The sequence below is a fragment of the Roseomonas aerilata DSM 19363 genome (assembly GCF_000711725.1).
In the GTDB taxonomy this organism is placed as follows: Bacteria; Pseudomonadota; Alphaproteobacteria; order Acetobacterales; family Acetobacteraceae; genus Roseomonas; species Roseomonas aerilata.
The window spans coordinates 211,235-237,489 of sequence record NZ_JONP01000004.1 but is presented as its reverse complement, the minus strand read 5'-3'; the positions used below and the strand labels follow the sequence as shown (position 1 = coordinate 237,489).

Below are 26,255 nucleotides of genomic sequence, written 5' to 3'. Positions count from 1 at the left end.
GCCTAGCGCCTGAAGCGGAGGTCGAGGCCGGCCGCTGTCCAGGCGGCCTCGATCGCCTCCATGTCGGCGATGCCGCTGGGGTTTCCCTTGCGCGGCTGGCGGTCGAGGAAGGGCGCGCGGTCGCGGCGCCAGATGGCCAGGAGGCGGCGCAGTTCGGCCAGTGGCTCGGGGTGGTCATCCACGCGGATGTCGAGGTCGGGGAAGTCCTCGGTCGTGACCAGCCGCATGGCGGCGGACTGGCGGCCGCGGCGGTCGCCCCCCGCGGCCTCGCCGGCGTCGAGGGCGAGGGAGAGGCGCTCGGGCAGGGGCATGTCCGCGTTGATCGTGAAGGCGGCGACGGTGTCGTTCACCACGGCCGGGCCCGCCAGCATGTTCCCGGCAACCGAGAAGCCGGCCATGGCGCGGTCGCCGGCCCATTCGACGCAGTTCGCGCCCGTGAAGGCGGCGCTGCGGCCGAAGCGGTCCACGGCATGCACCTGGCGGAGGTGACGGCCCTCGTCGCCGGCCAGTGCGCCCTCGATCGCGGCGCCCGGCGGCAGGCCGCGCGCCATGCCGTCGAGGACGGCGGGGCCGAGATAGCGGTTGGTGAAGGACTGGGTGGAGACGGCGCCGACCCCGGCTCGGACATGCGGGCAGGAGGCGCCGACCGCGAAGCTGCAGGTGGTGACGGCCACGGCGAAGGCGCCCGTGGCGGGGTCGTGGGCGACGATGGACCAGGTCATGCGCCGGGCCTTCCCTCCGTTCTCGGCGCGCAGACTACACGAGCAGGCCTATCCGGCCATCAGGGCTTGCGGGCGAGAAGGAGGAGCCAAGCGGCGTGGCGGGGGCCGGCGTCCTGTCCGGCCTCCTCGAGCAGCGCGGCGGCGGCATCCATCGGGCCGAGCCCGTAGGGCGGCGCGTCGGCGGTGGCGCGCCAGGCGTCGAGCAGGTGGCCTTCGAGGCGCAGCGGCTGGAGGCCGGCGGCATGGGCCGCCCCGCGCAGGGCCTCCGCCGTGCTCCCGCCGGGCGGGACGGGGCGGCCGAGAGCAGCGGCGAGGCGGCGGCCGAGCGAACCGGCGTTCTCCGCCACCAGCAGGGCAAGGCCACCGGGGCGCAACAGGCGGGCGATCCTCGCGGCCTCGGCGCCCGGCGCGTCCTCCGCGAGGAGAAGGGCGGCGTCGAGCGCGGCCTCCGGCAGGTCCCCGGCGGCGCTGAAGAGCATGGCGGCGGGTGGGAGCGAGGCGGCGGCAAGGGCCATGGCGGTGCCGTTCGCATGCGCCCCGGCCGCGCCGACGCGGCGGCCGTGAAGCGGCCCGAGAAGTGCTCCGACGCGCAGCGGGAGGCCGCCCCAGCCTGGGCCGCCCTTCGAGGGCGGGGCGTTGAGGGCGGGCTGGGGCGGACTTGCGGGGGCAGCGGGGATGCGGGCGGGCGGCCCGGCCGGCGGCGTTGGGGCGGGCGGTGGGTCGTTCGGTGCCGGAACTGGTTCGACGGCCGGCGCGGCTGGCTCCGCCCCCGTGGGGGCGGGCGGTGGTTCGATCGCGGGGGGCTTCTTTGCGGCCGTGACGGGGTGGGGGAGAGCTGCCGGCTCGAGAGCCAGTGGATGAGGCGCGGAGCGATCCGCCTCGGCGGGCGCGGCGGCGGTTGGGAGGACCGGCGGCGGAGCCGAGAGCGCGGCAGCCTCCACGGCCGCGGGCGGGGCGGCTAAGTGCGGCGCATCAAGGGGCACGGGAACTGAGGCCGGGTGCTCCTCGGCGACCGGCGACGGGAGGGGCGGCAACTCGAAGGGCGGCGGTTCCGGCTGGGAGCGCTCTTCCGTGGTGGGAGCAGGGAAGGGCGGCGGCACTGGCACGAAGCGTTCCTCCGCGCTCGGGGCCGGGAAGGGTGGCGGGTCGAAAGGCGGGGGAATCGTTTCGAACCGTTCCTCCACGCCGGGAGCAGGGAAGGGCGGGGGCTCCGGTGCGAAGCGTTCCTCCGCAGGGGCGGAGGGCGCGAAGGGCACCGGACGAGGCGGAAGCGACGCGGGCAGAGGGGGGCGGCCCAGGGGAAGGCCCGGCGGGTGGCCGGGTGCCGCCGGGGGGAGGCCCAGGGCGGGCGGGAAGGCCGGGCGGCCCGCGCCGGGTGGCGTGGCGGTTGGAAGGCCCACTCCCTTCGGCGCCGGCAGCTTGTCTGCGGGGCGCGCGGCGAGGCTTCGCACCGCCGCCGCGCCGCGCAGGTTGGGCAGGCCGAAGGTCGGGCGGCGGGCAAAGACGACGTGGGCATCGTCGGCGAAGACGGGCGTGGTTTCCGCGAGCAGGCGGCGCAGGAGGGCAGGCGGGAGGGCGTCGGCCTCGGCGAGGGAGACGACGGCCCAGTCCGGCAGGTCCGCCGGGTCGGGTGGCGAAAGGGGGCCGAGCACCGCGGCCAGCGCATCGGGCGCGACGACCTTTCCGCCCGGCGGGATGCGCCCCTCCAGGAAACGGGTGACGCCCGCCCAGCTATGGGCCTGATCGCTGCCGGGGTCTTGCCATGACATTCGGCCAGGGTTGCGGGGTTGCGCGGCCGGATCAAGCGGGTGCGGGTCGAAAACCATCGCGGGCAGGCTTCGCTCCGAGGTGGTCGCTGGATCACCTGCGCGCTTTGGGGTCCATTACGCGTCGCGGGGCCCCATCCCGTTGCGCGAGTCCCCGGGGTTCTCCTGGAAGCGGCCGGAACGCGGCGAGGGCCGGGCTATCTTTTTGGATGAACGGGCCGCGAGCCCGAATCGGGAAGGAAGCAGCATGCCCGAGGATCCGGTCCGAAGCAGGGATGAGATCCTGCGCGACGCGGTGGCCGAGCGCAGCAACGTCGCGGCGCCGCCTGGAATGGCCGAGCGGCCCCATCGCGCGCCGCGCGGGGTGGCCCATCCCGAGGAGGTGACGGACAAGCGGGGGGAGTGGTGGACCCTCGTGAAGGCGATCCTCATCGCCGCCGCCGTCATCATGCTGATCGGGTGGCTTATTTCGCCCTGAACAGCGTGCTGTCCGGGCGCGCATTCGGCTGGCATCGCGCCGTCTTGGGGGCTATGCCTCCGCCATGCGCAGACGCGATGCCCTCGGCGGCCTGATGGCCGGACTTCTGCCCGCGATCGGCCGCGCGCAGTTCGCCGCGACGGCGGCCGACGCGGCGGAGACGCCGCCCGTGCAGCCGGCCGGGCCGGGGCCGCAGGGCTGGGAGTCGGTCTATCGGCTGGCGGCGCGGCTGCGGCGCCTGGCGGCGGAGGGGCTGGATCCGGCCGCCTACGCGGTTCCGCCGGATGCGCTGGCCACCTCCGATCCCGCGGCCTTCCATGCGGCGACCTACCACGCGGCGAATGCGGCCATGGGCGACCTTGTTCTCGGCCGGCTGCGGCAGCCGCCGGGACGGGGCGATATCCTGCGGGATCCGGTCGCCGCCGACTTCGCGCACTGGCAGGCCGAGCTGGTGGGGGCGCCCGAGCCCGCGCGGGTGATCGACCGCGCGGCCGACCTGCCGGAAGGCGCGACGGCGCTGCGGGCGGAGCTGGCGCGGGCGGCGGGAATGGTCTCGGCCGGCGGGTGGCAGCCGATTCCATCGGGGGTCTCCACGCTCGACCCCGGGCTGGTGGATGCGGTGCGCGTGCCCTTGCTGCGGGCGCGGCTGCGGGCCGAGGACCCGGTGCTGGCCGCGGCGCGTGACGGCGGCGCCACCTATGACGCGGCCCTGGAGGCCGCGGTGCGGCGCTGGCAGGCGGCGAACGGGGTGGAGCCGGACGGGCGGGTGGGCGCGATCAGCCAGGGGCTGCTGAACCGCCCGGCCTCGGCGCGGGTGGCGCAGTTGCGGGCGGCGCTCGACATGCGGCGCAACGCGGCGCGGCCGGGCGAGGAGCGCCGCATCGAGGTGAACATCCCCGAGTTCCTGCTGACCGTCTTCGAGGGCGAGCGGGCGCTGCTGAAGATGAACGTCGTGGTCGGCAAGCCCGCGCGGGCGACGCCGACGATGCGCGCGCGCCTGACCACCGTGCAGTTCAACCCAGTCTGGGGCGTGCCCGAGCGCAACGCGCGAGAGGACCTGCTGCCCCGCTTCCGCCGCGACCCGGCGGGGATGACCGCGAAGGGCTTTCGCCTCTACTCCGTCGTGGGGGGCGAGAGGGTGCAGGTCGATCCCGCCACCGTGGACTGGTCCGCCGTCCGGGCGGACCGTTTTCCCTACCTCATCCGACAGGATGCCGGCGACGGCAACGCGCTCGGACGGATCAAGTTCATCATGCCAAACTCCGACGACATCTACCTGCACGACACGCCGGACCGGGGCCTGTTCAACAGGCCGGACCGGGCCTTCTCGTCGGGCTGCATCCGGCTCGCGCAGCCGGACGCGCTGCTCGCCGTCGTGCTCGAGGGAATGGGCTGGGACTCGGCGCGGATCCAGCGGACCTATGACAGCCACCAGACCCAGGGCGTGTCGCTCCGGCGCAGCCTTCCGGTGCGGCTGCACTACAGCACCGTGACGGTCGAGGGCGGGAAGGCGCGGGTGCGGCCGGATATCTACGGGCTCGATCTCGCCTATGCGCGGGAGATGGACCGGGTGGGAACGCGGGTGGCCATGGGGACGGCGCGGTGATGCGGGTGTTCGGGGGCAACCGGCCGAAGGAACCGGCCTGCGATTGCTGCGCGGGCGGCGTGCTCGGGCGGCGCAATCTGCTGGGCGCCGGGCTGGGGCTGATGGCCTGTGCGGCGGTGCCGGGGGGTGCGGAGGCGCAGGTGGCGCGCGGCGCCCGGCGGCTGACGGTGCGGCGCGCCTATACGAGCGATTCCTTCTCGGGCGTCTATTTCGCCGACGGGCGCTACGTGGCGGACGCGCTGAGCAAGCTCGACTGGGTTTTCCGCGACCTCTCGCGCGAGGAGGTGACGCCGATGGACCCGCGGCTTTTCGACGTGATGAACGCCGTTGCCGCGCGGATGGAGGCGACCGAGGCCTTCGAGGTGATCAGCGGCTACCGCGCACCCGAGACGAACGCGGCGCTGGACCGGCGCAACTCGCGGGTCTCGACGGTGTCGCTGCACATGTCGGGCATGGCCGGCGACATGCGGCTGCCCGGGCGCGAGTCCATGGGGATGGCGCGGCTGGCGGCGACGATGGGGCTGGGCGGCGTCGGGCTCTATCGGCGCGACGGCTTCGTCCATCTCGACTGCGGGCAGTCCCGCCGCTGGTGAAGCTCGACGCGCCGCCGGTGATGACCGGCGGCGCGGTGCGCGCGCTCAGGATTCGGTGCGCAGCGGGTTCGCGAGAAGCAGGCCGGCGCGGCGGAGCATGAGGCCGACCGTCAGCGCCGGGCCAAGGGCCGAGTAGGCCGCGGCCGGGGGCGCCAGGCGCAGAAAACCCGCGAGCGCTTCCCGGCGGGTGGCGCGCTGGGCGAGGGCGAGGCCCATCAGCAGCGCCGATTCGGCCGGCGTGAGGCGCGGGCAGAGGCGGCAGCCCATGGATCCCGGACAGGCGAGGCCGCGCAGGACCGCTTCGAGCACGGGGGCGGCGGCCTCGATTCCCTCCGTGGCCAGGGGCAGGCGCAGGGCGGGAAGCGGAGGGCGTCCTTCGCGCGTGGCCTCGACCCAGCCGCGGGCGGCATCCAGGAGGACGGACTCGGCCGGGGGGAGGTCCTCCGGGGCGGCGCCGCTCCAGGGCCAGGTGGGAAGGCCGCGGGTGGTCATGGGTGATTCTCCTGTGGGGACGCGGCCGGAGTTTGGCGATAATGATAATCGTTCGCAAGACAGATGCGGCACCGGTCGGCGGAGGATGGGGCGCCATGCGGAAAAATGGGCTTTCCAAGTGCCCTGCTGCGGCGCAGCAATGACGCCCAGACCGGATGAAGGATCCCATGCCGTCCTGGCTTCCCCTGCTGCTTGGCTTCCTCACGGCGATCAACCCGATCTCCACGGACATGTATCTCCCGGCCTTCCCGACGCTGGAGGCGGAGTTCCAGACGGGCGCGGGCAGCGCGCAGGTGACGCTGGCCACCTGGTTCATCGGGCTCGCCGTGGGGCAGGTGACGCAGGGCAGCCTGGCCGACCGCTTCGGGCGGCGGGGGCCGCTGATGGTAGGCACGCTGGTCTATACCGCTGCCTCCATCGGCTGCGCGCTGGCGCCCGATATGGGCTGGCTCGCGGTGTTCCGGGGCCTGGCGGCCTTCGGCGCCTCGGCGAGTGCCGTTATTCCGCGGGCTATCGTGCGCGACATGGCGACGGGGCTGGAGGCGGCGCGGCTGATGTCGCGGCTGATCCTCGTCATGGGGGCGGCGCCAATCCTCGCGCCCTCGCTCGGCGGGCTGCTGCTGGGGGTGGCCGGGTGGCGCTCGATCTTCTGGGTGATGGCGTTCTACGGCGCGCTGTCCTGCTTTCTCGTCTGGCGGTTGCTGCCGGACACGCTGCCGGTGGAGCGGCGGCTGCGGCTGGGCTTCTTCGCGCTGTTCCGGGGCTACTGGCGCGTGCTGTCGGAGCCGGTTTTCGTTACCCACGCGCTGCTGGGCTCGGCCGTCATGTTCTGCGTCTTCGCCTATATCAGCGGGGCGCCGGCCATCTACATCGAGCATTTCGGGATCACGCCGGGCCAGTTCGCGGTGATCTTCGGGGCCTCGGCGGCGGGGTTCATCGGGGGGGCGCAGCTCAATCCGATGCTGGCCGCGCGCTTCCGGCCGGGGCGGGTGCTGACGGCGGCCACGCTCGGGGTTCTCGCGGCTTCGGTGCTGCTGGTGGTCTGCGCGGTGACCGGCTGGGGTGGGATCTGGGGTGTTTTCCCGCCCGTGGTGCTCCTGCTGAGTTCGAGCAGCCTCGTGCTGCCGAATTCGGCCGTGGGAGCGCTGGCGCGGCACGGGCAGCGAGCGGGCACTGCCTCGGCCCTGCTGGGGACGATGCAGTTCTCCGTCGCGGCGCTCGGCAGCATGGGGGTGGGGATCTTTGCCGATGGAACGCCGCTGCCGGTGACGCTGGTGATCCTGTTCGGCGCGGTGATGGCGCTGGGGCTCAACCAGTTGCGGCGGCGTTACGGCTGAGCGGCGTGGCCGAGCCCTGTGCGCCGCGTTCCCGGGGGTTGCGGCCTTATGCGTTGCAGCGGGGCGCCATTCTCGCCAGATAGCGGGCATGGACCAGACCACCCCGATCGAGGCCCTTGAGTCGGCCCCTGCCGATCCTGCGAGCACGGCGGTCGCGCGCGAGGCCGCGCGGCGCCGGGCCTTCGCCATCATCGCCCACCCTGACGCCGGCAAGACCACGCTGACGGAGAAGCTGCTGCTGCGCGGCGGCGCCATCCAGTTGGCGGGGCAGGTGCGCGCCAAGGGCGACCGGCGGCGCACGCGCTCGGACTGGATGAAGATCGAGCAGGATCGCGGCATCTCGGTCGCGACCTCCGTGATGACCTTCGAGCGGGACGGGGTGGTGTTCAACCTGCTGGACACGCCGGGCCACGAGGACTTCTCGGAGGACACCTATCGCACGCTGACGGCCGTGGACGCGGCTGTCATGGTGATCGACGCGGCCAAGGGCATCGAGGCGCAGACGCGCAAGCTGTTCGAGGTGTGCCGCCTGCGGGACATTCCGATCATCACCTTCATCAACAAGATGGACCGCGAGAGCCGGGACGTCTTCGAGCTGCTGGACGAGATCGAGAAGACGCTGGCGCTGGACGTGACGCCGGCGGCCTGGCCGGTGGGCTCGGGGCGCGGGTTCCTCGGCACCTACGACGTGCTGGAGCCGGCGCTGCACCTGCTGGCGGAGGGTTCGGGACCGGTGAAGCTCACCGGGCTGGATGACCCGAAGCTGGACGAGCTGGTGCCGGCGGCGGAAGCCGAAGCGTTGCGCGAGGGGGCGGAGCTGGCGGGGGCGTTCAAGACCTTCGACCTGGAGGCCTTCCGCGAGGGGACGATGACTCCCGTCTATTTCGGCTCGGCGCTGCGGGACTTTGGGATCGGGCACCTGCTGGAGGGGTTGTCCCGCTTCGCGCCGCATCCGGGCGCGCGGCCGGCGGATACGCGGCGCGTGCGGCCGGAGGAGCCGGCGCTGACGGGCTTCGTGTTCAAGATCCAGGCGAACATGGACCCGAACCACCGGGACCGCGTGGCCTTCCTGCGCATCTGCTCCGGCCGGTTGGAGAAGGGGATGCGGCTGCGGCAGACGCGCACGGGCAAGCAGGTTCCCGTGAACGCACCGCTGTTCTTCTTCGCGCAGGACCGGCAGGTGGCGCAGGAGGCCTGGCCGGGGGACGTGGTGGGGATCGCCAATCACGGCATCCTGCGGATCGGGGACACGCTGACCGAGGGCGAGCAGATCAACTTCCGGGGCGTGCCGAGTTTCGCGCCGGAGATCCTGCGTCGCGTGATGATCGAGGACGCGATGGTCGGGAAGAAGCTCCGCACCGCGCTGGAGCAGCTTGCCGAGGAGGGGGTGGTTCAGCTTTTCCGCCCGCTGGACGGCACGCCGCCCGTTGTGGGCGTGGTGGGCGCGCTGCAGCTCGACGTGCTGGCGGAGCGGCTGAAGGCGGAATACTCGGTGCCCAGCCGCTACGAGAGCACGCCCTGGGGGATGATGCGCTGGGTGGTCTCCGACGATAAGGCGGCGATGCAGGGCTTCCGGCAATCCGCGCCGCATGACACGGCGGAGGACCATGACGGGGCGCTGGTGGCCTTCTTCACCAGCGACTGGCGGCGCAACCGGGCGGAGGAGGAATGGCCGACGCTCAAGTTCCTGAAGCTGCGGGAACAGCACGCGGCGGCGTGAAGCTCTTCCTCGACCTCGACGGGGTGTTGGCCGATTTCGATGCGGGCGTGAAGGTGGTCACCGGCCGCCGGCCGGAGGAGCTGCCGCTGAAGACGATGTGGGCGGCGCTGGCCAAGGCGCCTGCCTTCTTCGACACGCTGGAATTCATGCACGATGCGGAGGCGCTGTGGCGCTTCTGCGAGCCGCACCACCCGACGATCCTGACGGGGCTGCCGCTGGGGAAGTGGGCGCCGGCGCAGAAGAAGCGGTGGGTGGCGCGGATGCTCGGGGCGCATGTGCCGATCGTCACCTGCATGAGCCGTGAGAAGCCGCGCTGGTCCGGCCCGGGCCATGTGCTGGTGGACGACCGCGCCTCGGCCCGCGAGGGGTGGGAGGCGAAGGGAGGCACCTTCATCCACCACGTCTCGGCGGAGCGCTCGATCGCGGCGCTGCGGGCGCTGGGCTTCGAGGGCGCGGCCGCCTAGCCAGCGGGGAGGGCGACGGGGGTGACGATGACCTCCGCGCCGGGGATGAGGTCGGTCAGGTCGCGGGCGACGGCGTCGGCCACGGTCTGGATCTCGCCGATGGTGCGCCCCGCCTCGAAGCCGAGGGTGATGTCCACATGGGCCCGCTTGCCGGCGATGCGGGATCGCACGCCGAGCAGCGCGTCGTAGCTCGCGAAATGCTCGGCCAGGGCGCGGTTGATGGAGGCCTGGCGGCCCTCGTCCAGGCTGCGGTCCAGCAGGTGCGGCACCGCTTCCCGCCAGACGGAGACGCAGAGCTGAATCATCACGAGGCCGACGAAGATCGTGCCGCCCGCCTCGGCGAGGGCGCCCACCCGGGTGGCGGCGTGAAGGAGTTCGGCGACGGCGTTGATGCCGATGGCGACCGCCACGACGGCCGAGGCGATCAGCTTCACGGCACGGCTGCGGATCTGCACGGTCATGATGGCCGAGGTGCCGTCCCGCCCCGCGAGCCAGAGGGCGCGGAGGGCGATGGCGTTGAGGGCGAGGTTGGCCGTGGTGGCGATGCCGGCCAGGACCATGCCGGCGGCGTTCTGCTCCTCCGGCATGCCCCAGCGCTCCAGGGCGGCGAAGATCAGCCAGACGCCGAGCGCGCCCATCGCCACCCCGATGGCGAGGTTGGCGAACTGCTCCATCTTGCCGACGCCGTAGTCGTAAGCGGTGGTCTCTCCACGATGGATGCGGCGGAGCATGACCAGGAGCACGAGCTCGAGCCCCACCATGAGGCTGGCGCGCAGGGCCTCGGCGACCATGGTGAGGGTGTTCGCGTAGAGGCCGATGACGAGGTAGGGAAGGATCACCGCGAGATCGAGCAGGCAGGCGAGGAGGATGGAGCGTTCCCGCCTCAGGGCGGCCTGGTCGGGAAATGCGGGCGCGACGCGATCGATGTTGTTCACGCCGCAACGATGCCGCAGCCGTGGCGGGCAGGCGAGATCGAAACGATCCGAGGGCGCCTCAGCGGTTGGCGGAGCCGAAGACGGCGGGTTCGAGCCGGATGTCGCGCGGCGATTCGAGGGGCTTCCAGCGATGCTGGCGGATCACGTCGTTGCTCTCCACGGGCTTGCGGCCCGGTCCGAGCGACCAGGTGATGTGCCAGGTGGAGCCGTCCGGGCGTCGCGTGGTCCCGTCGATCTCCACCACCAGGGCCTGGACGCCGCGGCCGTCATCGGCGAGGCCGACCACGCGGCCGTGCGTCGCCTCGGGCAGGGGATGGTCCTGGCGGACGCCGGGCTTCAGTGTGACGTGGTGCGCCATCACGCGGGGGTAGCGGGGCGGGACGAGGGCGAGGAGGGCGCCGCGCTCCCCCTCCGGCAGGAGCCATCCGAGGACGAGCTGGGGCATCGCGTTCCTCCCGCGGTTTCAGGCCGGGAGCGTCGCGGCCCTTGGAGAGGGCTCCTCGCAGGTTTCGGCGCGGGCCCTCCGTCCGGCTCTCAAGAGGGGAGCGGTGCCGGGGTTTCAGCCCCTGGTGCCTTGTGCGGAGGGTCCGAAACAGGGAGGCGGAATGTCCCGTCGCTCAGCCCGTGGACAGTGCCGCCTGGACGGCAGAGCGGAATTCGCGCCGGTGCAGTTCGGAGACCACCCAGAGGGAGGCGAGGATGAAGGCGAGGGGGTGCACCATCCAGCCGAGGACGGCGAGGCCGAAATAATAGGCGCGGAGGCCCGTGTTGAAGTGGCGGGCGGCGCGGTTCACCACTTGGGCCGCGATCTCGGCGGCCGGGAGGGCGGCTTCCGTGCGGCCGAGGCCGCCCAGGAGGATGGAGCCGTAGTTGAACTGGCGCAGTGCCCAGGTCAGCTCGAAGAAGGCGCGGACGAAGATGAGGAGGATGAGGAGGATGCGCGCCTCCCACCCGCCATCGGTCAGCGCGCCCTCGGCGAAGGGCATGGCGCCGAGCACGCGGCGGCCGGTCTCGGGCGAGGCGAGCAGGGCCATGGCGCCGCCGATGATGAAGATGCAGGTGTTCGCGAGGAAGGAGGTGGAGGACATGAGGTTGCCGACGATGGCGACGTCCGCGATCCGGTTCTCCTTCGGGATAGCGGCGGTGAGCCAGCGGCGGCGGTGCTCGTCCATGGCGTGGATGACGCTGCGGCGCCGGATGGAGGGGACGCGGTCCACGACCGTCGCGTAGCCGGTCCAGCAGAGGGCGAAGACGAGAAGGGCGACGAGGTCGAGCGCGGTCAGGAAGCCTGGCATGGTCATCTTCCTTCGGGGGCTTCCAAGAAGGGTGCCATGACGCGGAAAGGGGCGGGGCCTCTCGGCGCCCGCCCCCTTTCAGTTCACGCGGCGGCGGCCCTGGATCAGGCGCGGGCCTTCTGCAGGTTCTCGTCGAGCTTGGCGAGGAAGGCCTGGGTGTTGAGCCAGGGCTGGTCCTTGCCGATGAGGATGGCGAGGTCCTTCGTCATGTGGCCGGCCTCGACCGTCTCGATGCAGACGCGCTCGAGGGAGTTGGCGAAGTCCACCACGTCGGGCGTGTTGTCGAACTTGCCGCGATAGGCGAGGCCGCGCGTCCAGGCGAAGATGGAGGCGATCGGGTTGGTGCTCGTCTCCCGGCCCTTCTGGTGCTCGCGGTAATGGCGCGTGACGGTGCCGTGGGCGGCTTCCGACTCGACGGTGTTGCCGTCGGGGGAGAGCAGCACGGAGGTCATCAGGCCAAGGGAGCCGAAGCCCTGGGCCACGATGTCGGACTGCACGTCGCCGTCGTAGTTCTTGCAGGCCCAGATGTAGCCGCCTTCCCACTTGAGGGCGGAGGCGACCATGTCGTCGATCAGGCGGTCCTCGTAGGTCAGGCCGCGCTTCTCGTACTCGGCCTTGAACTCCTCGTCGTAGATCTTGCGGAAGATGTCCTTGAAGGAGCCGTCATAGGCCTTGAGGATCGTGTTCTTGTGGCTGAAGTAGACGGAGTAGTTCCGCGCCAGGCCGTAGTTGAAGGAGGCGCGCGCGAAGCCCTCGATCGACTTGTTGAGGTTGTGGATCATCATCGCGACGCCGCCCGTGGCGGGCATCGGGAACTCGCCGATCTCCTGCGGCTGGCCGCCTTCGGGGGTGAAGGTCATCTTCACGGTGCCGGCGCCGGGCACCTTCATCTCGACCGAACGGTAGATGTCGCCGTAGGCGTGGCGGCCGACGACGATGGGCTTGGACCAGTGCGGCACGAGGCGCGGCACGTTCTGGCAGATGATCGGCTCGCGGAAGATCGTGCCGTCGAGGATGTTGCGGATGGTCCCGTTGGGGGACTTCCACATCTTCTTGAGGTTGAATTCCTTCACCCGCGCCTCATCCGGGGTGATGGTCGCGCACTTCACGCCCACGCCGTACTGCTTCGTGGCGTTGGCGGCGTCGATCGTCACCTGGTCGTCGGTCTGGTCGCGGTACTCGACGCCGAGGTCGTAGTACTTCAGTTCGATGTCGAGGTACGGAAGGATCAGCTTCTCCTTGATGAAGCCCCAGATGATCCGCGTCATCTCATCCCCGTCCATCTCCACGACGGGGGTCTTCACCTTGATCTTGGCCATTCCGGTCCTCGCAGGCTCACAGGACGGGCGCTGCCCGCCGGGAAAGGAGCGGGCTGGGCCCGCGTCGAGTGGGGGCCAGGGGGAGGGCCCCCCGGCAGCGGCCGGACATTCGCACCGGGGCGGCACAGGGGCAAGGCGGGGGCCGGGAATAGTGTGCGCGGGCAGGCGGCGTTGGCGCCGGCAGGCTTGATGGCGCGGGCCTCCTGCGCCGCGGCGGATCGCCCCCAGATAGAGCGGCGTGACGGTGGAGGAACCGCGATGGAGACGATCCGGGAGTGCCCGCATTGCGGGGAGCCGACGGTGCCGAACCGGCTGGCGGGCGGGGAGGTGGTGTGTTCCTGCGCGGCGGAACGGGAGCTGCCCGCCGGGCCGCGGCCGGTGCCTCAGTCTGGGACGATGGCGGTGGCCTCGATCTCCACCCGCGCCTCGGGCTCGGCCAGGGCGACGACGCCGACGAGCGCCATGGCCGGGAAGTTACGGCCCATCACGGAGCGATAGGCGCGGCCCAGCTCGGGCAGGCAGGCGCGGTACTCGTCCATGCTGGTGACGTACCAGGTGAGGCGTCCAATGTGCTCGGGGCCCGCCCCGGCCTCGGCGAGGACGGCGAGGATGTTGCGGAGAGCCCTTTCGGTCTGGGCGACGAAGCCCTCGGCGAAGCGGCCGGATTCGTCCCAGCCGATCTGCCCGCCGACGAGCACGACGCGGCCACGCCCGGCGACGCCATTGGAATAGCCGCGCGGGGCCGGCCAGCCGGGGGGCTGGAGGATGTCGAGCTTGCCGCTCATGGGGTGTTCTCCTGCCGGCACTCGCCCTGGTAGCGCAGCAGGGCGGCGCGCAGGTCGGGCGGCACCGGCACGCTGGTGCGGCTGGCGAGGTCGGTGGTGGCGGTGACGAGGTCGAGGCGGACGAGTTCCTCCTCGCCGCGATGGATATGCAGGTCCAGCGCGTAGGAGGCGCCGCCGACGCGGCGGACAAGAGGGGTGAGCGTCACCTCTTCCCCCATGATGCCCGGGCGCATGAAGGTGGCGGCGGCGTGGACGAAGCCGGTGCCGATGCCGCGGGTGCCGTGCATCTCGTGGAAGTCGATGCGAAGGCGCTCGCGGAAGAGATCCTCCACGATGCCGTGCGCGATGATGAACCAGTTGGGGAAGAAGACGATCCCCGCGGGGTCGCAATCGCCGAAGCGGACGCGCGCCGTGCCGCGGAAGGCGGCGGCGGGCAGGGCGGAGGCGGGGATCGGGGTCGGACGCGCGGCGCTGGTGCTCGCGCGCGGGCCGTCCGGAGGCGAATCCGTCACGGGTTCGCCATGCGACGTCGAACCCGTCACGGGTTCGCCATGCGACGGAGCGCGAAGCGCTGGAGCTTGCCGGATTCGGTGCGGGGCATGGCGTCGAGGAACTCGATGATGCGCGGCGCCTTGTAGGGGGCGATCTCGGCGCGGACATGGTCCTGCAGGGCGCGCACCATGCTCTCGTTGCCGAAGTATTCGGGCTTGAGGGCGACATAGGCCTTCACGACCGTGCCACCCTTGCCATCGGGCGCGCCGACGACGCCGCATTCGCGCACGGCGGGATGGGTGAGGAGCGCGCCCTCCACCTCGGGGCCCGCGATGTTGTAGCCGGCGGCCACGATCATGTCGTCGCCGCGGCCCTGGTAGCGGAAGTAGCCGTCCTCGTCCTGGATGTAGACGTCGCCGGGGATGTTCCAGCCGTGACGGACGTAGTCGGATTGCCGGGGATCGGCGAGGTAGCGGCAGCCGATGGGGCCGCGGATGGCGAGCCAGCCGGGCGTGCCGCGCGGGACCTCGTTCCCCTCGCCATCGATCACGCGGGCTTGGTAGCCGGGGACGGGCAGGCCGGTGCAGCCGGGGCGGAGCGTTTCCTCGGGGGCGGCGACGAAAATGTGCAGCAGCTCAGTGCCGCCAATGCCGTCCATCAGGCGCAGGCCGGTCGCCTTCTCCCAGGCGTCGAAGATGGCGCGCGGCAGGGTCTCGCCGGCGGAGACGCATTTGCGAAGGGAGGAGATGTCGAAATCGGCGACCTTGCCGGCCATGACGCGGTAGGCGGTGGGGGCGGTGAAGAGGATTGTGGCGCGGTGCTGCTCGACGGCGGGAAGGAGTTCGTCGGGCCCCGCCTTTTCGAGCAGGATGCCCGTGGCGCCGATGCGGAAGGGGAAGAGGACGAGGCCGCCGAGGCCGAAGGTGAAGGCCAGGGGCGCGGAGCCGATGAAGCGGTCCTCGGGCGTCGGGCGGAGGACGTGGCGGGAGTAGCCGTCGCAGATCGCCAGCATGTCCCGGTGGAAATGCATGGTGCCCTTCGGCAGACCCGTGGTGCCGGAGGTGAAGCCGATGAGGCAGACGTCGTCGGCGGCGGTGTCGCAGGCGGTAAAGCCCGCGGGCTGGGCGGCACAGCGGGACTCGAGGTCGCCGTTGCCCCAGAGGATGACGTGGCGGAGTTGCGGTGCCTCGGCGGCGGCCTTCTCCATTTCGTCGCGCAGCTTCACGTCGCAGAGCGCGTGGGTGATGCGGGCCTTCTCCAGCATCTGGCCCAGCTCCTTCGCGCGGAGGAGCGGCATGGTGGCGACGACCACGCCGCCGGCCTTGAGGACCGCGAGGTAGGTCGCTGTCATCCAGGCGTTGTTGGCGCTGCGGAGCATGACGCGGTTGCCCGGGACCATGCCGAGGTCGCGCGTGAGCACGTTGCAGATCCGGTCCACCCGGTCCTGCAATTGCCGGTAGGTGAGGGTTTCCTCGGGCGTGATGATGGCGGGGTGGTCGGCCCGCCCGTTCTCCACGTTGCGGTCCAGCAGCTCGACTGCGCAGTTGAGGCGGCGGGGATAGCGGTAGTCCGGCAGGTCGAAGAGAAGTTCGGGCCACTGGTCGCGCGGCGGGAGGTTGTCGCGCGGGAAGGTGTCGATGTGGGCGCTCGGCGCGAGTTCCGTCGTGGCGCCGGACCAGTCGTCCTGGGGAAGGTTGGTGTCCATCATGCCGCTCCCTTCGCCCGGTCGCGCTCGGCGCGGGCGATGATGATCCGCTGGACTTCGCTGGCGCCCTCGTAGACGCGCAGGGCGCGAACCTCCCGGTAGAGTTTTTCGGCGGGGTGGTCGCGGACGACGCCGTACCCCCCGTGGATCTGGACGCAGCGATCGGCGGCGCGCTGGGCGGCCTCCGTCGCGTGGAGCTTCGCCATGGAGGCTTCGCGGGACACGCGGGGGGTGCCGGAATCCTTCAGCCAGGCGGCGCGATATACGAGGAGGGCGGAGGTTTCCACGTCCACGGCGCTCTCGGCGATAGCGGCCTGAGTCATCTGCTGGTCGAAAAGGGGGCCGCCAAAGAGCTGGCGGTTGGTGGCGCGGGCGACGGTGAGGTCGAGCGCGTGGCGGGCGAAGCCGAGCGCCGCGGCGCCGACGGTGGCGCGGAAGACGTCGAGCGTGGCCATGGCGACCTTGAAGCCTTCGCCGGGCGCGCCGAGGCGGTGGCTGTCAGGCACGCGCATCGCGTCGAAGCGGAGCGTCGCGAGGGGGTGCGGGGCAGAGACCTCGATGCGCTCGGCGATGGTGAGGCCGGGCGTGTCCGCGGGGACGAGGAAGGCGGTCAGGCCCCTCGCGCCCGGAGCCTCGCCGGTGCGGGCGAAGACGACGTAGGTGCCGGCGATGCCTCCGTTGCTGATCCAGGTCTTGCTGCCCTCGATCCGCCAGTGGGCGTTGCCGTCGCGGGTGGCGGTGGTGGCCAGCGCTGCCACGTCCGAGCCGGCCTCGGGCTCGCTGAGGGCGAAGGCGGCGAGCGAGGTGCCGGCGCGGGCGGCGGGGAGGACCGCTTCCCGCAGGGCGGCGTCGGCGAAGAGGGTGACGGAGCCGGTGCCGAGGCCGGCCATGGCGAAGGCGAAGTCGGCGAGGCCGGAGTGGCGGGCCAGGGTCTCGCGGGCGATGCAGAGGGAGCGCACGTCGAGGCGGCCGTCCTCGGGGACGGCGACGCGGAGCAGGCCGGCTTCCCCCATAGCGCGGGTGAGGTTGCGGACGGCGGTGTCGGTGTCGCCTTCCGACAGGCGCTCGGCGTTGGCGGCCGCCCAGGCCTCGACCTCGTCGGCCCAGGCGCGGTGGCGGGGTTCGAGGAAGGGCCAGAGGAGGAAGTCGCGGTCGGCCATCAGTCGCCCTCGAAGACCGGGCGCTGCTTCGCCACGAAGGCGTCGTAGGCGCGGCGGAAATCCTTGGTGGTCATGCAGAGGGCCTGGGCGACGGCCTCCGCCTCGATCGCCTGCTCGACGGACATGGACCACTCCATGGCGAGCATCCGCTTCGTCATGGCATTGGCGAAGCCGGGGCCTTCGACCACCTGGCGAGCGAGGTTGGCGGCGGCTTCCATCAGGGCCTCCGGTTCCACGGCGCGGGAAAAGAAGCCCCAGTCGAGGCCCTCCTGAGCGGACATGGAGCGGCCGGTGTAGAGAAGTTCGGAGGCGCGGCCCTGGCCGATGATGCGGGGCAGGATGGCGCAGGCGCCCATGTCGCAGCCGGCAAGGCCGACGCGGTTGAAGAGGAAGGCGACCTTGGCGCGGGGCGTGGCGAGGCGGATGTCGGAGGCCATGGCCATGATGGCGCCGGCGCCGGCCGCGACGCCGTCCACGGCGGCGACGATCGGCTGCGGGCAGGCGCGCATGGCTTTCACCAACTCGCCTGTCATGGCCGTGAATTGCATCAGGCCCTTCGTGTCTCGGTCGAGCAGCGGGCCGATGATCTCGTGCACGTCGCCGCCGGAGCAGAAGTTGCCGCCGGCGCCGGAGAGGATGAAGGCGCCGACCTCCTCGTCGTTCGTGGCGGTGCGGAAGATGGATGCAAGTTCCGCGTAGGACTCGAAGGTCAGCGGGTTCTTCCGCTCAGGGCGGTCGAGCAGGATGGAGGCGACGCGGCCCTCCACGGTGAGGCGCACGTGCTGTGCGTTGAAGCTCTTGAGGCTCATGCGCCCCCCTCTGACATGGCGGCGCGGACGCCGCGGCGCGTGCGGTCCAGCAGGCGCAGCAGGGCCGCGCGGTCGGTGGCGGAGAGGCCGCCGAGAAGCTCGGCCACCCATTCCTCATGCGCGGCGGACTGGCGCGCGAATTCGCGCCGGCCCTGGGGCGTCAGGCGGAGGGTGACGGCGCGGCGGTCCTCGCGGACGGCGCGGCGCTCGATCAGGCCTTCTTCTTCAAGCCGGGCAGCGAGGCCGGTGACGTTGCCGCCGGTGACCATCATGCGGCGGCTGATCTCGCCGGGGGTGAGGCCTTCGGCCGCGCGCTCGAGCTGGGCGAGGAAGTCGAAGCGGGGGAGGGTGGTGTCGAAGCGGGCGCGAAGGCGGCGGCGGATCTCGGCCTCGATCAGGCGGGCGCAGGAGAGCATGCGCAGCCAGAGACGGAGGTCATCCTTGTGGCCGGCGGGGGCGTGGTCGAGCGCGGTTTCCGCGTCCACATGGGTGTCGGGGGTCATGGCACCTCGCCCCCGTCCACCGCGATGGCGCGGCCGTTGATCGCCGCGTTGCCGAGGAGGAACAGCACCGCCGAGGCCACCTCCTCCGGCTGGACGAGGCGGCCCTGGGGGTTGTGGCGGGCGAGCTCGGCGCGAGCCTCGGCCTCCGTGCGACCGGTTTTCGCGGTAATGCGGGCGACGCTCTCGGCCACGATGTCGGTCTCGGTGAAGCCGGGGCAGACGGCGTTCACGGTGACGCCCTTCGTGGCCACTTCCAGGGCGAGGGCGCGGGTGAGGCCGAGCAGCCCGTGCTTGGCGGCGGTGTAGGCGGTGACATAGGGGTAGCCCCGCAGCGCCGCGGTTGAGGCGATGTTGACCACGCGGCCCCAGCCGGCCTCCAGCATGGCGGGAAGCGCCGCGCGGGTGGCAGAGGCGGCGCCGAGAAGGTTCACGCGCAGCATCCGCTCCCACAGGGCGTCGTCGGTGCGGAGGAAGGGGGCGCTCTCGGCGGCACCGGCGGCGTTGACGAGGATGGCGGGGTGGCCCGCGCGGGAGAGGGCGGCGGCGAAGGCGCCGGGCTCGGTTACGTCGGCGGTTTCGAAGCCGGCCGCCTGGCCGGATTCCACGGCGGCGCGGAGGGGGGCCTCGCGGCGGCCCGTCACGGTCACGCGGGCGCCGGCGCGGGTGAGGGCCTCCGCCACGGCCAGGCCGATGCCCGTGCCGCCCCCCGTCACGATCGCATGGCGTCCGGTGATGCCGTTCATGATCCTTGAAGCCTAAAGGAATATGGCGGCGACCCGCAAGCGCCAGTTGAAACCTTGAAAACTTGAAGCCTAAACTATCTCCTGTCCTGACAGCCCAGGAGATTTCCCATGCGGATCGCGGTCATCGGCGGCGGCCCCGCCGGGCTCTACTTCGCCATCCTGATGAAGCGCGACCGGCCGGAGGCGCGGATCACGGTGGTGGAGCGCAACCAGGCGGACGACACCTTCGGCTTCGGCGTGGTGTTCAGCGACCAGACGCTGGAGACCTTCGAGCGAGCGGACCGTGAGTCCTATAAGGCCATCACCGACGCCTTCGCCTACTGGGACGACATCGAGATCGTGGCCAAGCGGGGCAACGAGGTGGCGACCCACCGGATCGGGGGGAACGGCTTTTGCGGCTGCTCCCGCCGGACGCTGCTGATGCTGCTGCAGGCGCGCGCCCGGGAACTGGGGGTGGAGCTGGAGTTCGGGCGGGAGGCGATGCCGGAGGACTTCCCGGACGCCGATCTCGTCGTTGCGGCCGATGGCATCAACAGCCCGGTGCGGCAGCGCGACCTCGAGCACTTCGCGCCGACGGTGGACCTGCGGCCGAACCGCTTCGCCTGGATGGGCAGCACCCGCCCCTTCGATGCCTTCACCTTCTTCTTCAAGGAGCGCCCTGAGGGGATCTTCATCGCCCACTGCTACCAGTACGAGAAGGGCGCGAGCACCTGGGTGCTGGAGACGGACCCCGGGACCTTCGAGCGCGCGGGGCTTGGCGCGATGAGCGAGGCCGAGAGCGCGGCCTTCATGGAGGAGGTCTTCGCGGAGGAGCTTGAGGGCCATCGGCTCATCACCAACCGCAGCCTGTGGCGGCGCTTTCCGATGATGCGCTGCGCGCGGTGGTCGAAGGGCAATGTCGTACTGCTCGGCGATGCCAAGGCGACGGCGCACTACTCCATCGGGTCCGGCACGAAGCTGGCGATGGAGGACGCCATCCACCTCCACGCCGCCTTCATGCGCGGCGGCACGGTGGAGGAGGCGCTGGCGCGCTTCGAGGGCGGGCGCCGCGAGGAGGTGGAGAAGATCCAGCACGCGGCCGATGTCTCGCTCGTGTGGTTCGAGCATGTCGCGCGCTTCTGGGACATGCCGGCGACGCGCTTCGCCTTCGGGGTGATGACGCGCTCCAAGGCGATCACCTGGGAGAACCTTTCCCTGCGCGCGCCGGAGTTCGTGGAGGAATCGCGCGCGCTATTCGAGGACGAGGTGCGCGCTCAGGGGCTGCCGGCTGTCAAGGGCGCGCCGCCGATGTTCCAGCCCTTTCGCCTGCGCGGGATGGAGCTGGCGAACCGCGTCGTCGTATCGCCGATGTGCCAGTATTCGGCCACGGACGGGATGCCGGATGACTGGCACCTCATGCATTACGGCGCGCGCGCGACGGGCGGCGCGGGGCTGATCTTCACGGAGATGACCTGCGTCTCGCCGGAGGCGCGGATCACGCCGGGCTGCACGGGGATCTGGAACGACGCGCAGGAAGCGGGCTGGAAGCGCATCGTCGATTTCGTGCACGCGCATGGGGGCAGCCGGATCGCGCTGCAGCTCGGCCATGCCGGGCAGAAGGGTGCGACGAAGCTCATGTGGGAGGGGATGGACCAGCCCCTGCCGGAGGGTGGGTGGCCGATCGTCTCCGCGAGTGCCGTGCCGTACTTCCCGAACAGCCAGGTGCCGCGGGAGATCACGCGGGCCGAGATGGACCGCGTGCGCGACGATTTCGTGGCGGCGGCGCAGCGCGGCGCGCGGGCGGGCTTCGACATGCTCGAGTTCCACTGCGCGCACGGCTACCTCATGGCGAGCTTCCTCTCGCCGCTGACGAACCGGCGCACCGATGGCTATGGCGGGAGCCTTGAGAACCGGCTGCGCTATCCGCTCGAGGTCTATCGGGCGCTGCGGGCGGCCTGGCCCTCGGACCGGCCGATGAGCGTGCGCGTTTCCGCGACGGATTGGGCGGAGGGCGGCGTAACGGACGAGGAGACGCTGGGGATCGCCCGGGCCTTCGCGGAGGAGGGCTGCGACCTGCTGGATGTTTCGACCGGGCAGACGGTAGCGGACAGCGCGCCGCATTATGGGCGCATGTTCCAGGTGCCTTGGTCGGACATGATCCGCAACGAGGCGAAGGTGGCCACCATGTGCGTGGGCAGCATCACCTCGGCGGACCAGGTGAACACGATCCTCGCGGCCGGGCGCGCGGATCTCGTGGCGCTGGCGCGGCCGCACCTCGTCGATCCCGCCTTCACGCTGCACGCCGCCGCCCGTTACGGCGTGCGCACGGCGTGCCCGCCGCAGTATCGCTGGGGGCAGGACGCGCTGCTGCGCAATGCCGTGCGCGAGGAGGCGGAGCTGATGGAGTTGCGCCGCAAGGCCCGGCCGAAGCGCCACGCCGTTTAGGTGCCGCCTGGCGTTCTAAACGCCAGACCGTTCCGCAACCGGGGGCAACTGGCCCACGACTCGGCCGTTTTCAGAACGGTCCGAGGTGAGGTTGTGATGACGGCTGAGACAACTGCCGAGGCCGTGATTCCTCTCGTCGAGGAAACCCTTCTGCTGAGCAAGCGGCAGGTGGAGACAGGTCGTGTTCGCGTCTCCCTCACCACGGAGGTGGTGGAGGAGATGCTGCGCGAGACGCTGCACAGCCGCCGCGCCGAGGTGGAGCGTCGGCCCGTGGGCACGACGGTCACCGAGGCGCCGCAGGTTCGCCAGGAGGGGGACGTGATCATCATCCCCGTGGTCGAGGAGGTTCTCGTCGTCGAGAAGCGCCTCGTCCTGCGGGAGGAGATCCATCTCCACATGATCAACGAGGAGAAGACGGTGGAGCAGCCGGCGACCCGCCGGGTGCAGCACGCCGCCGTCGAACGGATCACCCCCACGGGCGAGCGGACGGAATCCTGAACCCGGGCCCTGCCCGCGCCGTCCACGGAATACGCACGATACAGGTCCCATCAGGAAGGAATGCACGCATGACCCGCACGATTACCGGCTTGTTCGACAGCCGCGCCGAGGCGGAGGCCGTCGTCGAGCACCTGCGCACACATGACCGCATCGACTCGAACCACATCGCCATCCACGGCAATACCGGGCAGACGACCAGCACCGGCACGGGTGACACTGGCCTCTGGGCCTCGCTGAAGGACCTCTTCATCGCGGACGAGGATCGCCAGGCCTATGCGGAGGGCATCCGCCGCGGCGGCTACGTCGTCTCCGCCCAGGTGGACGACAGCGTCGTGGACCACGCGCTCGACATCTTCGAGGCGCATGGCGCGGTGGATCTTGACTCCCGTGAGGCCGAGTGGCGCGCGAGCGGCTGGAGCGGCTCAATGGATGATGCTGCCGGCACGGGCACGCCGATGAACACCTCGGGCGCGGTCGGCGCGGCCACGATGGGCGGCACCTCCACGCCGGCCGTCAGCACGGGCAGCACGGCCGCCATGGGGACGGGCACGACTGGTGCCGCCATGGGGGCCGCCACGACGGGGACGGACCGCGAGGAGCGGATCCCGGTCGTCGAGGAGCAACTGCGCGTCGGCAAGCGCGAGACGGAGCGCGGCCGCGTGCGCGTGCGGTCCTACATCGTCGAGACGCCGGTGAGCGAGAACGTGACGCTGCACGAGGAGCACGTCTCGATCGAGCGCCGCGCCGTGGACCAGCCGCTCTCGGCCGCCGATGACGCCTTCCGCGAGCGCGTGATCGACGCCGTCGAGCACAGCGAGGAGGCGGTTGTCTCCAAGGAGGCGCGGGTGAAGGAGGAGTTGGTCATTCGCAAGGATGTGTCCGATCGCACGCAGACGGTGAGCGACACGGTGCGCCACACCGAGGTGGAGGTGCAGGACGACCGCACCGCCGGGACGACCACGGGGACCACCACCGGCAGCACCACTGGCACGACTGGCACCACCACGGGCAAGCCGCGCGTCTGACGCTCGCCCGCAAGGGCGGGAAGTTGGAGGGGGCCGCGGCGGAAGCTGCGGCCCCTTCCGCGTTTCAGGGGCCGATCATCTCCAGCACGGCACGCGCCGCCGCCTCGCTCGGGCTGCCGCCGCCGGGCGGCGAGAGAAGCGACATGACGCGGGCGAAGCCCTCCCGCTGGGCCTCGACGCCCTCGCCTTCCAGGAGCTTGCCCAGAGCTTCGGCGAGGAGCGGTGGGCGGCAGTCCTCGATCAGCAGTTCCGGGATGACCGGCGCGTCGGCGAGGAGGTTGACGATGCTCGCGTACTTCACCTTCGCCAGGCGGCGGATGATCCAGCCGGTGACCGGGTTCATCTTGTAGGCCACCACCATCGGCACGCCGGCCATCGCGACCTCGAGCGAGGAGGTGCCGGACTTGATCAGCCCCGCCTCGGCGGCGGCGAAGGCGTCGTGCTTGTCGTCTATGTCGCGGACGAGGACCGGCGCGGGGCTCCAGCCGGTGGCGGCGGCGCGCACGGCTTCCTCCACCGGGCCGGCCAGGGGCACGACGGGGCGAAGGTTGGGGTGGCGGGCGGCGAGGAGGCGCAGCGTTTCGCCGAAGATGGGCAGCAGGCGGCCGACCTCCGTGCGGCGGCTGCCGGGCATGACGAGAACCACCCTTTCGCCGGGCGCGATGCTATGGCGGGCGCGGAAGCGGGCGGCGTCGCCGGCGGCGGCCCCGCTCTCCAGCACGGGATGGCCGACGAAGGTGACGGGGATGCCCGCGCGCTCGAAGAAGGGGGCCTCGAAGGGCAGGAGGGCGAGGATGCGGTCCAGCTTCCGGCCCATCTTCTTCACCCGGCCCTGCCGCCAAGCCCAGACCTGGGGCGCGACGTAGTGGATGACGGGAATGCCGAGCGGCCGCACGCGGGCGGCGACGCGCAGCACGAAGCCCGGGCTGTCGATGGTCACGAGGGCGGCGGGGCGGCGGGCGGCGATGTCCGCGACCGTCTCGTCCAGGCGGCGGGCGAGGCTGCGGATGTTGGGCAGCACCTCCAGCAGGCCCATCAGGGCGAGTTCGCGCATGGGGAAGAGGCTGGTCACCCCAGCCTCGGCCATCCGGTCGCCGCCGATGCCGGCGAAGCGGAGGTCGGGCCTCGCTTCGCGCAGCCGGACGATGAGGCGGGCGCCGAGCACGTCGCCGGAGGATTCGCCGGCGACGACGTAGAGGAGGGTCATGCAACACCCGCGGGGAAGATGGCGGGGGCCTCTTGCCGAAGGTGGATTTCGATCATGCACTGATGCATAGGCGGAGGCGGCGCCGAGAGGAAGCGGAACGGTGTCCGGGGAGCAGCGATGGACGGTGTCGAGTGGCTGGGCGTGGTCGCGGGCATCCTCACCACCATTGCCTTCGTGCCGCAGGTGCTTCGCACGCACCGGACGCGCTCGGCCAGCGACCTGTCGATGCCCATGCTGATGCTCTTCACCACGGGGGTGGGGCTGTGGCTCGCCTATGGGCTGCTGATCGGCAGCAACGGGATCATCATGGCGAACGCGGCCACGATGATCCTCTCGGCCTATATCCTCGGGATGAAGCTTCGCTTCGGTTGACGGCGCCTCACATCAGCGGCGTGTAGCGGGCCATCTCCACGAAGATGTCGCGCACCGCGTTGCCGAGGGAGCGGCTCAGCTCCTCGAGGTTGGCGACCTGGGCGATGCGCGGCTCGGCGGCCTCCAGCGTGTCCGGGGCCAGGATCAGCGGCAGCAAGCCGGCGGCGCGGACGAGGCCGATGAGGAGGCTGTCGCGGGGCTCGGGGATGTCGTCCTCGAAGATCACGCCCATGAGGCGAGCCTTCACCTCGCGCTCCTCCTTGTCGGAGATCATGGGGTAGCGGCGCTCGGGGAAGATCCAGAGGAAGCGGCCCTCCTCGGTGCGGAGAATGCCGTGGGCGACGAGGCGGGCAAAGATGGCGTCGCGGAAGCGGTCCGCCTCCTGGCCGAGGGTCTCGATCCACCAGCGGCTGTCATGCGGCTCGCCCTCCGGGGCGGGATCGGCCGCGATGCGGGCGAGGACCGGGTCCAGCAGGTTGTCCCCAGTCGGCGTGGCGTCGGCGACGAAGAGGCGCTGCGGGTCGGTGTCGATGCGATTTCGGAGAGCGAGCTCGGCGAGGATGGCGCCGGCGATGGCGTAGCCGGAGGCGGGGCCCGCGGCCTCGTTCAGCCGCCCCGTGCGGTCGTCCAACATCAGGAGGAGGAGTTCCTCCGGCATGGTCAGCGGCATGGCGTATCCCGATTCCCTTTGGCCCGCGGCAGGGAAGCGCTGCGCGGGGGCGGCCGTCAATCGCGCGCCCGGGTCAGCTGTCCGTGGGGTAGAGCGCTGCGGGATCGGTCAGGACCGGCTCGAGAGGGGCGACTTCCCCGGCGGAGAGGCCCCAGGAGAAGCAGGAGCGGCGGCCGGTGTGGCAGGCGACGCCATCCTGGTGGACGGTCGCCAGCAGGGCGTCGCCATCGCAGTCGAGGCGCAGGTCGATCAGGTGCTGCACCTGGCCGGACGTCTCGCCCTTGCGCCAGAGGGCGCGGCGGGAGCGGCTGTAATAGGTGACGCGGCCGGTCTCGAGGGTTTCCGCGACCGATTCGGCGTTCATCCAGGCGAGCATCAGCACCTCCCCGGTGCCGTGGGCCTGGGCGATGGCGGCGACGAGGCCGTTGGTGTCGGGCTTCAGGGCGGCGACGAAGGCGGCGCAGGCCTCGGGGGAGGGGGGCTGCCAGGGGGGGAGGTCGGCGGGGCGGCCAGGGGGGCGTACAGCGGGGCGGTTGGGGGGCGTGGCCATCGGCTCTATATAGGAGGTGCCGGCGCGCGCGTCCCTTACAGCCGGCCGAGGACCGGATGCCCCACGGCGACCACCATCATTCCCTGACCGACGGCACGGCCGGCGCGCTGCGCGAGGCTGAGGACTCCTGCCTTCGGCGAGGGGTGCAACTCACGCCACTGCGGCGCCGCGTGCTGGAGATGGTGATGGAGGCGGGGCAGCCCGTGGGTGCCTATGCCCTGCTGGACCGGCTGCGGGCCGAGCGGCCGGGGGCGGCGCCGCCCACCGTCTATCGCGCGCTCGATTTCCTGATGGCGCAGGGGCTGATCCACCGGATCGAGCGGCTGAACGCCTTCCTGCCCTGCATGGAGGTCTCGCAGGGGCACGAGCACGACCATCCCCACCAGTTCCTCATCTGCCGCAACTGCGGACGGACGGCGGAGCTGTCGGATGATTCGGTGGCGCAGGCGGTGGCCGCGGCGGCGCGGGCGGCGGGGTTCAGCCCGCTGAGGGCGACCGTTGAGGTCGAGGGCACCTGCGGGGACTGCGCCGCGCCGGGCTGAGCGCCTCGCGGCCCGGCGAACGGGCCATTCACGCGCCGCGCCA

At 71.6% G+C, this 26,255-nt stretch carries 28 protein-coding genes; 11 read left to right on the top strand and 17 right to left on the bottom strand.

The window, feature by feature from the left end:
* Window positions 1-2: 2 nt before the first annotated feature.
* A complete protein-coding gene (locus BO39_RS06880; RefSeq protein ID WP_043831326.1) occupies window positions 3-722 on the bottom strand; it encodes a DUF1028 domain-containing protein in 720 nt (239 codons plus the stop codon).
* A 59-nt stretch (window positions 723-781) separates the two neighbouring features.
* Complete coding sequence (locus BO39_RS32465; protein ID WP_043831324.1) at window positions 782-2,491, bottom strand: hypothetical protein; 1,710 nt, start codon at window positions 2,489-2,491, stop codon at window positions 782-784.
* A 244-nt stretch (window positions 2,492-2,735) separates the two neighbouring features.
* Here BO39_RS32465 and BO39_RS06870 point away from each other — a divergent pair, with 244 nt between their 5' ends.
* The 3 genes from BO39_RS06870 to BO39_RS06860 all read left to right on the top strand — a co-directional run bounded on the left by BO39_RS06870 (window position 2,736) and on the right by BO39_RS06860 (window position 5,165).
* The gene (locus tag BO39_RS06870) at window positions 2,736-2,966 is read left to right on the top strand and encodes a hypothetical protein (RefSeq protein WP_043831322.1); all 231 of its coding nucleotides are present in this window, start codon (window positions 2,736-2,738) and stop codon (window positions 2,964-2,966) included.
* A 64-nt stretch (window positions 2,967-3,030) separates the two neighbouring features.
* The gene (locus BO39_RS06865) at window positions 3,031-4,572 is read left to right on the top strand and encodes a L,D-transpeptidase family protein (protein ID WP_052401702.1); all 1,542 of its coding nucleotides are present in this window, start codon (window positions 3,031-3,033) and stop codon (window positions 4,570-4,572) included.
* The gene (locus BO39_RS06860) at window positions 4,572-5,165 is read left to right on the top strand and encodes a YcbK family protein (protein ID WP_043831320.1); all 594 of its coding nucleotides are present in this window, start codon (window positions 4,572-4,574) and stop codon (window positions 5,163-5,165) included. Before BO39_RS06865 ends, BO39_RS06860 begins: the two co-directional genes overlap by 1 nt.
* 45 nt (window positions 5,166-5,210) lie before the next feature.
* Here BO39_RS06860 and BO39_RS06855 read toward each other — a convergent pair whose 3' ends face one another.
* Window positions 5,211-5,657: a hypothetical protein gene (locus BO39_RS06855; RefSeq protein WP_043831316.1), complete on the bottom strand. Its 447-nt coding sequence runs from the start codon at window positions 5,655-5,657 to the stop codon at window positions 5,211-5,213.
* 167 nt (window positions 5,658-5,824) lie between these two features.
* On the opposite strand from BO39_RS06855, the gene BO39_RS06850 reads away from it, so the two are divergent.
* From BO39_RS06850 to BO39_RS06840, 3 genes are all read left to right on the top strand, one after another.
* Window positions 5,825-6,994: a multidrug effflux MFS transporter gene (locus BO39_RS06850; RefSeq protein ID WP_043831511.1), complete on the top strand. Its 1,170-nt coding sequence runs from the start codon at window positions 5,825-5,827 to the stop codon at window positions 6,992-6,994.
* An 88-nt stretch (window positions 6,995-7,082) separates the two neighbouring features.
* Complete coding sequence (locus BO39_RS06845) at window positions 7,083-8,714, top strand: peptide chain release factor 3 (protein WP_043831315.1); 1,632 nt, start codon at window positions 7,083-7,085, stop codon at window positions 8,712-8,714.
* Window positions 8,711-9,178: a hypothetical protein gene (locus BO39_RS06840; protein WP_043831314.1), complete on the top strand. Its 468-nt coding sequence runs from the start codon at window positions 8,711-8,713 to the stop codon at window positions 9,176-9,178. Before BO39_RS06845 ends, BO39_RS06840 begins: the two co-directional genes overlap by 4 nt.
* Here the strand turns inward: BO39_RS06840 and BO39_RS06835 are convergent.
* The 11 genes from BO39_RS06835 to BO39_RS06785 all read right to left on the bottom strand — a co-directional run bounded on the left by BO39_RS06835 (window position 9,175) and on the right by BO39_RS06785 (window position 18,924).
* A complete protein-coding gene (locus BO39_RS06835; protein ID WP_043831313.1) occupies window positions 9,175-10,113 on the bottom strand; it encodes a cation diffusion facilitator family transporter in 939 nt (312 codons plus the stop codon). The two genes, BO39_RS06840 and BO39_RS06835, sit on opposite strands and share 4 nt — an antisense overlap.
* Window positions 10,114-10,171: 58 nt before the next feature.
* Entirely contained in the window at window positions 10,172-10,558 is a 387-nt protein-coding gene (locus BO39_RS06830; RefSeq protein ID WP_043831311.1) for a hypothetical protein, read from the bottom strand.
* A gap of 172 nt (window positions 10,559-10,730) precedes the next feature.
* Window positions 10,731-11,408, bottom strand: a complete 678-nt coding sequence (locus tag BO39_RS06825) for a DUF599 domain-containing protein (protein ID WP_245615002.1) — start codon at window positions 11,406-11,408, stop codon at window positions 10,731-10,733.
* A gap of 104 nt (window positions 11,409-11,512) precedes the next feature.
* Window positions 11,513-12,727, bottom strand: coding sequence for an NADP-dependent isocitrate dehydrogenase (locus BO39_RS06820; protein ID WP_043831305.1), 1,215 nt, complete (start codon window positions 12,725-12,727; stop codon window positions 11,513-11,515).
* 383 nt (window positions 12,728-13,110) lie between these two features.
* Complete coding sequence (locus tag BO39_RS06815) at window positions 13,111-13,512, bottom strand: RidA family protein (RefSeq protein WP_043831299.1); 402 nt, start codon at window positions 13,510-13,512, stop codon at window positions 13,111-13,113.
* Window positions 13,509-14,024, bottom strand: a complete 516-nt coding sequence (locus BO39_RS06810) for an acyl-CoA thioesterase (RefSeq protein WP_052401699.1) — start codon at window positions 14,022-14,024, stop codon at window positions 13,509-13,511. The genes BO39_RS06815 and BO39_RS06810 overlap by 4 nt, the downstream gene beginning before the upstream one ends.
* A 26-nt stretch (window positions 14,025-14,050) precedes the next feature.
* Window positions 14,051-15,712, bottom strand: a complete 1,662-nt coding sequence (locus tag BO39_RS06805) for an AMP-binding protein (protein ID WP_043831297.1) — start codon at window positions 15,710-15,712, stop codon at window positions 14,051-14,053.
* Window positions 15,709-16,869, bottom strand: a complete 1,161-nt coding sequence (locus BO39_RS06800) for an acyl-CoA dehydrogenase family protein (protein ID WP_043831296.1) — start codon at window positions 16,867-16,869, stop codon at window positions 15,709-15,711. The genes BO39_RS06805 and BO39_RS06800 overlap by 4 nt, the downstream gene beginning before the upstream one ends.
* Entirely contained in the window at window positions 16,869-17,678 is an 810-nt protein-coding gene (locus BO39_RS06795; protein ID WP_043831294.1) for an enoyl-CoA hydratase family protein, read from the bottom strand. Before BO39_RS06795 ends, BO39_RS06800 begins: the two co-directional genes overlap by 1 nt.
* Complete coding sequence (locus BO39_RS06790; RefSeq protein ID WP_043831292.1) at window positions 17,675-18,181, bottom strand: MarR family winged helix-turn-helix transcriptional regulator; 507 nt, start codon at window positions 18,179-18,181, stop codon at window positions 17,675-17,677. The genes BO39_RS06795 and BO39_RS06790 overlap by 4 nt, the downstream gene beginning before the upstream one ends.
* On the bottom strand, window positions 18,178-18,924 hold the full coding sequence (locus BO39_RS06785; RefSeq protein WP_043831290.1) for an SDR family NAD(P)-dependent oxidoreductase: 747 nt from the start codon (window positions 18,922-18,924) through the stop codon (window positions 18,178-18,180). The genes BO39_RS06790 and BO39_RS06785 overlap by 4 nt, the downstream gene beginning before the upstream one ends.
* A 108-nt stretch (window positions 18,925-19,032) precedes the next feature.
* On the opposite strand from BO39_RS06785, the gene BO39_RS06780 reads away from it, so the two are divergent.
* From BO39_RS06780 to BO39_RS06770, 3 genes are all read left to right on the top strand, one after another.
* Window positions 19,033-21,348 (top strand): bifunctional salicylyl-CoA 5-hydroxylase/oxidoreductase, encoded by a 2,316-nt coding sequence (locus BO39_RS06780; RefSeq protein ID WP_043831288.1) that lies wholly within the window; start codon window positions 19,033-19,035, stop codon window positions 21,346-21,348.
* Window positions 21,349-21,444: 96 nt separating this feature from the next.
* On the top strand, window positions 21,445-21,846 hold the full coding sequence (locus BO39_RS06775; RefSeq protein ID WP_043831286.1) for a DUF2382 domain-containing protein: 402 nt from the start codon (window positions 21,445-21,447) through the stop codon (window positions 21,844-21,846).
* 68 nt (window positions 21,847-21,914) lie between these two features.
* A complete protein-coding gene (locus tag BO39_RS06770) occupies window positions 21,915-22,871 on the top strand; it encodes a YsnF/AvaK domain-containing protein (protein WP_043831284.1) in 957 nt (318 codons plus the stop codon).
* A gap of 64 nt (window positions 22,872-22,935) precedes the next feature.
* On the opposite strand, the gene lpxB is transcribed toward BO39_RS06770, so the two are convergent.
* A complete protein-coding gene (gene lpxB / locus BO39_RS06765; protein ID WP_043831282.1) occupies window positions 22,936-24,078 on the bottom strand; it encodes a lipid-A-disaccharide synthase in 1,143 nt (380 codons plus the stop codon).
* Window positions 24,079-24,195: 117 nt separating this feature from the next.
* On the opposite strand from lpxB, the gene BO39_RS06760 reads away from it, so the two are divergent.
* Window positions 24,196-24,450: a SemiSWEET family sugar transporter gene (locus BO39_RS06760; RefSeq protein WP_043831280.1), complete on the top strand. Its 255-nt coding sequence runs from the start codon at window positions 24,196-24,198 to the stop codon at window positions 24,448-24,450.
* A gap of 7 nt (window positions 24,451-24,457) precedes the next feature.
* Here BO39_RS06760 and BO39_RS06755 read toward each other — a convergent pair whose 3' ends face one another.
* Both BO39_RS06755 and hisI read right to left on the bottom strand, forming a co-directional pair.
* Window positions 24,458-25,120: a GOLPH3/VPS74 family protein gene (locus BO39_RS06755; RefSeq protein WP_043831278.1), complete on the bottom strand. Its 663-nt coding sequence runs from the start codon at window positions 25,118-25,120 to the stop codon at window positions 24,458-24,460.
* 73 nt (window positions 25,121-25,193) lie between these two features.
* Complete coding sequence (gene hisI / locus BO39_RS06750) at window positions 25,194-25,670, bottom strand: phosphoribosyl-AMP cyclohydrolase (RefSeq protein WP_084697905.1); 477 nt, start codon at window positions 25,668-25,670, stop codon at window positions 25,194-25,196.
* Window positions 25,671-25,726: 56 nt separating this feature from the next.
* Here hisI and BO39_RS06745 point away from each other — a divergent pair, with 56 nt between their 5' ends.
* On the top strand, window positions 25,727-26,212 hold the full coding sequence (locus BO39_RS06745; protein WP_052401697.1) for a Fur family transcriptional regulator: 486 nt from the start codon (window positions 25,727-25,729) through the stop codon (window positions 26,210-26,212).
* Window positions 26,213-26,255 lie beyond the last annotated feature (43 nt).

Excerpts from the sequence above, each read along its gene's own strand:
- BO39_RS06770 (WP_043831284.1), top strand. The coding sequence starts at position 21,915 with ATGACCCGCACGATTACCGGCTTGTTCGACAGCCGCGCCGAGGCGGAG.
- BO39_RS06860 (WP_043831320.1), top strand. The coding sequence starts at position 4,572 with ATGCGGGTGTTCGGGGGCAACCGGCCGAAGGAACCGGCCTGCGATTGC.
- BO39_RS06820 (WP_043831305.1), bottom strand. The coding sequence starts at position 12,727 with ATGGCCAAGATCAAGGTGAAGACCCCCGTCGTGGAGATGGACGGGGAT.
- BO39_RS06790 (WP_043831292.1), bottom strand. The coding sequence starts at position 18,181 with ATGACCCCCGACACCCATGTGGACGCGGAAACCGCGCTCGACCACGCC.
- BO39_RS06760 (WP_043831280.1), top strand. The coding sequence starts at position 24,196 with ATGGACGGTGTCGAGTGGCTGGGCGTGGTCGCGGGCATCCTCACCACC.
- BO39_RS06865 (WP_052401702.1), top strand. The coding sequence starts at position 3,031 with ATGCGCAGACGCGATGCCCTCGGCGGCCTGATGGCCGGACTTCTGCCC.
- BO39_RS06805 (WP_043831297.1), bottom strand. The coding sequence starts at position 15,712 with ATGATGGACACCAACCTTCCCCAGGACGACTGGTCCGGCGCCACGACG.
- BO39_RS06850 (WP_043831511.1), top strand. The coding sequence starts at position 5,825 with ATGCCGTCCTGGCTTCCCCTGCTGCTTGGCTTCCTCACGGCGATCAAC.
- lpxB (WP_043831282.1), bottom strand. The coding sequence starts at position 24,078 with ATGACCCTCCTCTACGTCGTCGCCGGCGAATCCTCCGGCGACGTGCTC.
- hisI (WP_084697905.1), bottom strand. The coding sequence starts at position 25,670 with ATGGCCACGCCCCCCAACCGCCCCGCTGTACGCCCCCCTGGCCGCCCC.
- BO39_RS06800 (WP_043831296.1), bottom strand. The coding sequence starts at position 16,869 with ATGGCCGACCGCGACTTCCTCCTCTGGCCCTTCCTCGAACCCCGCCAC.
- BO39_RS06745 (WP_052401697.1), top strand. The coding sequence starts at position 25,727 with ATGCCCCACGGCGACCACCATCATTCCCTGACCGACGGCACGGCCGGC.
- BO39_RS06755 (WP_043831278.1), bottom strand. The coding sequence starts at position 25,120 with ATGCCGCTGACCATGCCGGAGGAACTCCTCCTCCTGATGTTGGACGAC.
- BO39_RS06845 (WP_043831315.1), top strand. The coding sequence starts at position 7,083 with ATGGACCAGACCACCCCGATCGAGGCCCTTGAGTCGGCCCCTGCCGAT.
- BO39_RS06785 (WP_043831290.1), bottom strand. The coding sequence starts at position 18,924 with ATGAACGGCATCACCGGACGCCATGCGATCGTGACGGGGGGCGGCACG.
- BO39_RS06780 (WP_043831288.1), top strand. The coding sequence starts at position 19,033 with ATGCGGATCGCGGTCATCGGCGGCGGCCCCGCCGGGCTCTACTTCGCC.
- BO39_RS32465 (WP_043831324.1), bottom strand. The coding sequence starts at position 2,491 with ATGTCATGGCAAGACCCCGGCAGCGATCAGGCCCATAGCTGGGCGGGC.
- BO39_RS06815 (WP_043831299.1), bottom strand. The coding sequence starts at position 13,512 with ATGAGCGGCAAGCTCGACATCCTCCAGCCCCCCGGCTGGCCGGCCCCG.
- BO39_RS06880 (WP_043831326.1), bottom strand. The coding sequence starts at position 722 with ATGACCTGGTCCATCGTCGCCCACGACCCCGCCACGGGCGCCTTCGCC.
- BO39_RS06830 (WP_043831311.1), bottom strand. The coding sequence starts at position 10,558 with ATGCCCCAGCTCGTCCTCGGATGGCTCCTGCCGGAGGGGGAGCGCGGC.
- BO39_RS06795 (WP_043831294.1), bottom strand. The coding sequence starts at position 17,678 with ATGAGCCTCAAGAGCTTCAACGCACAGCACGTGCGCCTCACCGTGGAG.
- BO39_RS06775 (WP_043831286.1), top strand. The coding sequence starts at position 21,445 with ATGACGGCTGAGACAACTGCCGAGGCCGTGATTCCTCTCGTCGAGGAA.
- BO39_RS06870 (WP_043831322.1), top strand. The coding sequence starts at position 2,736 with ATGCCCGAGGATCCGGTCCGAAGCAGGGATGAGATCCTGCGCGACGCG.
- BO39_RS06825 (WP_245615002.1), bottom strand. The coding sequence starts at position 11,408 with ATGCCAGGCTTCCTGACCGCGCTCGACCTCGTCGCCCTTCTCGTCTTC.
- BO39_RS06855 (WP_043831316.1), bottom strand. The coding sequence starts at position 5,657 with ATGACCACCCGCGGCCTTCCCACCTGGCCCTGGAGCGGCGCCGCCCCG.